Source organism: Sphaerospermopsis aphanizomenoides BCCUSP55 (genome assembly GCF_001586785.1).
Lineage (GTDB): Bacteria > Cyanobacteriota > Cyanobacteriia > Cyanobacteriales > Nostocaceae > Sphaerospermopsis_A > Sphaerospermopsis_A aphanizomenoides_A.
In genome coordinates this window covers 1-5,960 of sequence record NZ_LUFH02000175.1, presented here as the reverse complement: position 1 = coordinate 5,960, position 5,960 = coordinate 1, and the positions used below count along the sequence as shown (strand labels likewise).

At 39.9% G+C, this 5,960-nt stretch carries 3 protein-coding genes; all 3 read left to right on the top strand.

Going from position 1 to position 5,960, the window contains the following annotated elements; genetic code table 11:
* Nucleotides 1-145: 145 nt before the first annotated feature.
* The 3 genes from A0J48_RS27315 to A0J48_RS25615 all read left to right on the top strand — a co-directional run bounded on the left by A0J48_RS27315 (nt 146) and on the right by A0J48_RS25615 (nt 5,758).
* Nucleotides 146-277, top strand: a complete 132-nt coding sequence (locus A0J48_RS27315) for a transposase (protein WP_325079162.1) — start codon at nt 146-148, stop codon at nt 275-277.
* Entirely contained in the window at nt 252-602 is a 351-nt protein-coding gene (locus A0J48_RS25620) for a winged helix-turn-helix transcriptional regulator (RefSeq protein WP_200327393.1), read from the top strand. The genes A0J48_RS27315 and A0J48_RS25620 overlap by 26 nt, the downstream gene beginning before the upstream one ends.
* 542 nt (nt 603-1,144) lie before the next feature.
* Nucleotides 1,145-5,758: a PAS domain S-box protein gene (locus A0J48_RS25615; RefSeq protein ID WP_200327392.1), complete on the top strand. Its 4,614-nt coding sequence runs from the start codon at nt 1,145-1,147 to the stop codon at nt 5,756-5,758.
* Nucleotides 5,759-5,960 lie beyond the last annotated feature (202 nt).

Sequence of the window (5,960 nt, the reverse complement as noted above, 5' to 3'; positions counted from 1 at the left end):
CTTTTGTTGGCTTGAAGCGGTACTGATAGGATGTTCTCACTTGTTCGACCTAGTAAGTGTTACTATTTTAGTATACACTGACTTGGAAGCGAATTACGAAAAGATGAAAAATGATTTTGTTTCTCAAGGAAGGTAAGTAAGTGTCTTGAAAGTTCACTTGGTTTTAGTGACTAAGTATCGACCCAAGGCTTTCACGGCAGACATTCTAGCCAGATTGAATACTATAGTTGAGGAATTACTAGAAAGTAACTATGAAAGCAGAAACAGAAAACTATAGTTTGAGCAAGCCGACTTGTGAAGTGGAAAGTACCATCAAAATTATTGGTGGCCGCTGGAAGGTATTAATTATTAGAGAATTAATTTCTGGAGTAAAAAGATTTGGCCAATTGCAACGTTCTCTACCGGGAATTACTCAAAAAATGCTCACCCAGCAACTGAGAGAATTAGAAAAAGACGGTATTATACATCGGGAAATATACGCACAAATTCCTCCCAAGGTAGAATATTCACTGACTCCATTAGGAGAAAGCATCAAACCAATTCTTTATGCTATGCATGAATGGGCTGTTAAGCATTTATCTGAGATTAATCGGACTAGTTAAAAATTCAAAATAGAGCCTCCGACTCCTGTAATGGATATAAAATTAAGAAATTTATCGTTCATAATGGAATTCCTATATACGACTTCCTTTATAGTCTCCTATAGACTATAATTTACATATCCAAAACTTATAGTTTATTACAGGTAAATAATGTACAAACTCAAATCATAAAGCCTGACATAAAAAGGGTTTTACTGTTAATAGCTGATAACTGCTGTATAACAATAAAAATTAATTTTTATATGTTTTTGTTAATATACAGAATAGTTAAGCTTGTTTATGTGGTATTTACTTATTTTATAAAAATTTATACTTAAACACAGTTCACAGGAAAGAAATTTTGATAGGAAAAAAATTTCTGACGTTCATAAGTAAGTCAGTGTGAAAAGAGAGGTATGTAACAAATGCAACCTTGCTAAAATTCTCTTCCCTCTTGCCTTTTGCCTCTTGCCTTGCAATAACGACAATTTTCAACGCCAACCTATTTAACTCAGAGCAAGATGTTTATAAAACGTTTTTGTAATCGAGTTTTTAACTAAGTTATGACTTATCGCGCCCCCGTCACTATTTTGCTGATTGATGATTGCGCCGAAGACAGGGAGGTATATTCTCGATATCTGCGGCAGGATAGCCTGTATACCTATCGCATTTTGAATTTTGAAACCACAACAGAGGCGATAGAATTTTGTCAGCAGGAAAGACCAGACATTATTTTGCTGGATTTTTTGTTGCCAGATGGGGATGGGCTAGAGTTTCTGGAGGAATTGAGGCAGAACTTTAGCAATAGCCAATCAGCCATAATTATGCTGACAGGACAAGGAGACGAAATAACTGCTGTCCGTGCAATGAAAGCTGGTGTTCAGGATTATCTGGTTAAAGGCCAACTCACACGCCAAATCTTACAAAATGCTATTCATCAAGCAGTTGAAAAGATGCATTTAACCCGACAGCTAGAACAAATTCGGGAACAACAACAAATAATTGCGGCGGCTGGTTTACGGATTCGTCAGTCTCTCAATATAGAAGAGACTTTACCAGCAATAGCTACAGAAGTCCGCCAGTTTCTCAAGGCAGATCGAGTGGTGGTTTATCAGTTTCACCCGGATATGAGCGGCACTATTGTAGCTGAGTCAGTGCTTCCTGGTTGGGGGGCATCTCTGGGGGCGAATATTCAAGATAAGTGCTTTCAAATAGGGGCAGGTCAAGACTATCATCAAGGGAAAAAAAGGGCAATTGACGATATTTATCAAGCAGGTTTAACAGATTGTCATTTGCAACTACTGGAACAATTTGCAGTCAAAGCTAATTTGGTAGTGCCGATTATTGTCACTGGGCAATTATGGGGATTATTAATCACTCATCAATGTTCTGCACCTCGTCACTGGGAATCACAGGAAATAGACTTGTTGGATCAACTAGGAGTACAAATAGCGATCGCTATTCAACAAGCAAGTGCATATCAACAGGCACAGGTAGAACTAGCAGAACGCCAAAGAATAGAAAAGAATCTGCGAGAAAGTGAAGAGAGGTTTCGCAACACTTTTGAACAAGCAGCAGTAGGCATCGGTCATTTATCCCTGGATGGACAATTCCTGTGTATCAACCAACGCTTCTGTGAGATTACTGGATATTCTCAGTCTGAACTCCAAACTTTGACTTTTCACGAGATTACCCATCTCGACGATCTGTTTACAGATTTAGATTCGTCAAATATGTTGCTTACGGGCAAGATTCAGACTTACTCAGTGGAAAAACGCTATATCCGTAAGGATAGATCCATTGTCTGGATTAACCTCACAGTTTCCTTAGTGCGGGATGCTGCTGGTTCTCCCCATTATTTTATTAGTGTCATTGAAGATATCTCACGCCGCAAACAAGCAGAAATGGCGATTCAAGAGAGTGAAGCCCGCTTCCAAACATTCATGAATAATAGTCCCTCAGCTTCTTGGATTACGGATGCTGATGGCCGGATAGTCTATATTAGTCAAACCTTTCTTTGTGCTGTTCAACTTGCAGCTAACACTGTAGAGGATGTCATTGGTAAAACAGTCTTTGATTTGTTTCCGCGAGAAGTGGCTCAACAATTCTTCGATAATAATCAGCAGGTCATACAAACCCAGCAAATTTTGGAAACCATTGAAAAAGCTCCTAGACTAGATGGAACAACTGGAAATTTTCTGGTTTACAAATTCCCTTTGCCATCAACTACAGAGCAATGCTTAGTTGGTGGGGTGGCAGTTGATATTACTGAAAGAATTATTGCACAACAAGCATTACAAAAATTGAATCAGGAATTAGAAACCAGAGTTGAACAACGCACCGCAGCTTTACAGGAAAGTGAACAAAGGTGGCAACTAGTAGTAAAAGGTAGTAATGATGGGATCTGGGATTGGGATCTCAGAACAAATCAGGTTTTTTTCTCAACTCGCTGGAAAGAAATGCGGGGCTTTAGGGAAGATGAAATCAGCAAGGAGTTAGAAGAATGGTTGAGTCGCATCCATCCTGATGATTATGAACGCATTATACAAGCCCTTAATAACCATTTTGACCACAAAACACCTTTTTTCCAGGAAGAATACCGAATACGGCGCAAAGATGGCTCTTATCTATGGATCTTAGACCGGGGTCAAGCATTGTGGGATGAAGCAGGTAAGGCCATTCGTATGAGTGGTTCGGAAACGGATATTACCAGACAGAAAGAAGCCGAAGCAGAATTATTAGCTCTGAGCAGATTCCAACAAGCTATTTTAGATGGTAGTGATTATGGGATTATTTTCATCAATTATGAGGGCATTATCCAAACCTTTAATGCTGGTGCCGAGAAAATGTTGGGATACACAGCAGATGAAGTAATTGGCCAACACGGTCTAAGGTTATTTCATAACTCTGAGGAAATTGAAAAACTAGCAGCAGCCCTATCCTTAAAATTAGGACAAGAAATTGTTGGCGACAGAGATTATTTTAACTATGTCACTCAAAACGGCAAGAGTTATGAGGATGAATTTACTTACATTCGTAAAGATGGCTCTCGCTTCCCTGTATTTCTGTCAATTTCCGCTTTGTCTAATTCTGAAGGAGAAATTATCGGATTTTTAGGTATTGCCCAAGATATTACTGAACGCAAAGGCAACGAGGAAAAGTTACGGAATCTTTCTGATCGGTTGACACTGGCACTCCAAGCAGGGGCGATCGGTACTTGGGAGTGGGATATGCTTGAGAATACAGAATGGGATGACCGGATGTATGAACTGTATGGTCTGCAAAGGTCGGAGGTTTCACTTACATACCAGGATTGGGTAAATGTGGTTTATCCTGACGACCTCGCGGAAATTGAAGCTCTCCTTCAGGCTACTCTCAGGGGAGAAAAACCATTTAGTAAAGAATTTCGGGCAGTGCATCCAGATGGCAGCATTCACTTTATCAAAGCCGCTGCTGTAGTTCAACGCAATGACCAAGGCAAACCACAACGGATGGTAGGTATTAACTACGATATTACCGAACGCAAAACAATAGAGTTAGCCCTGCAAGAGAGCGAACGCCGCTATGCAGCTTTAACACAAGCATCTCCAGTTGCTATCTTCCAGCTTGATACTGCTGGTAATTGTATTTATGTCAATGATTTCTGGAGTGATATGACCGGTAGATCTGTGGAGGCAGCATTGGGGATGGGTTGGTTAGAGGCATTACACCCCGAAGACTGCGATCGCATTCTCGCAAATGCGTTATCCTGGTCTCAAATAGCCAAGTCAGGGGAACTCTTTTCTGACGAAGGTAGACATTTGCTTTTAGATGGCAGCATCAGTTGGTTTCAAAGCTATATAGTCGCAGAAAAGGATGCCAATGGCAAAATCATCAGCTACATCGGGACATTGACGGATATCACTGAACGCAAACAAGCCGAAGAACTACTCCAACAGACAAATGAGCATTTAGCCAACACCAATATTAAATTAGCTCGCGCTACTCGTCTCAAAGACGAATTTCTGGCGAATATGAGCCATGAACTGCGAACCCCTCTCAATGCCATTTTAGGGATGTCTGAGAGCTTACAGGATGATGTATTTGGGGAGATCAATGAGCGACAAACAAGGGCGATCGCAACTATCGAGCGTAGTGGTAAACATTTATTAGCACTAATTAATGACATTCTCGATTTATCCAAAATTGAATCTGGCAACCTAGAACTGGAATTGAGAGATGTTTCAGTCAACAGTCTGTGTGATAGTAGTCTAATTTTTATTAGACAGATGGCATTGAAAAAAAACATTTCTCTGCAATCTCATATTGCCAACAATTTGGGTATGGTTCAGATAGATGAGCGCCGGATGTGTCAGGTACTGATCAATCTGCTGACTAATGCCGTCAAATTTACGCCCGAAAAAGGTGCTGTATCTCTACAAGTTTCGTTAGAAGCACCAGAAGAAGAATATGTAGCTCAAGTCAATTCTGCTTTGTCTCCCCCTTTCCTTTGCTTCTCTATTGTAGATACTGGTATCGGTATTGCCGAGCAGGACATTAGCAAACTGTTTCAGACTTTCTCCCAAATTAATAGTAGCCTCAACCGCCAATATGAAGGAACTGGGTTGGGACTGGCACTGGTGAAGCGAATTGTGGAACTACATGGCGGAACAGTTACAGTTATTAGCGAAGTGGGCAAAGGCAGTTGTTTTACTGTCCGTATTCCTTACCGTACTAGTAATCTTGCTGTAAAACTTCCAGTCAATACCATATCATCGAACGATTGCTTACCTGCTCAGATAGATAAATCTTCGTCTTCTGTAAAATCTCCAAGGATTTTGTTAGCGGAAGATAATCAAGTCAATATTTATACGATATTGAATTATTTAGAAGGTCGAGGATATGCTCTAATTTTGGCTAATAATGGCAAGCAGGCTATTGATCTGGTGAAAACTCAAAGCCCTGACTTAATTATTATGGATATTCAAATGCCGGAAGTTGATGGCTTAGAAGCAATTCGTTGCATTCGTGATGATTTGCAATTAGTTGATATTCCTATTATTGCTCTGACAGCATTAGCTATGCCAATTGATAAAGAAATCTGTTTAGCAGCAGGAGCCAACGAATATTTAACCAAACCGATACAACTCAAAAAGTTAGTAGCAACTATTGAGAAACTTTTATCAATTGATAATTGATAATTGATAATTGATAATTGATAATTGATAATTGTTTCATTCAAGGTTTAAGTTCCTGAGCAAAATTAATTCAAAATTTTTGGAACAAACAACAATTTCTGTATTCCTTATCTGCTCCCTACACCCTACACCCTACACCCTACACCCTACAGCCTACACCCTACACCCTACTCCCTACACCCTGCACCCTACACCCTACACC

Excerpts from the sequence above, each read along its gene's own strand:
- A0J48_RS25620 (WP_200327393.1), top strand. The coding sequence starts at position 252 with ATGAAAGCAGAAACAGAAAACTATAGTTTGAGCAAGCCGACTTGTGAA.
- A0J48_RS25615 (WP_200327392.1), top strand. The coding sequence starts at position 1,145 with ATGACTTATCGCGCCCCCGTCACTATTTTGCTGATTGATGATTGCGCC.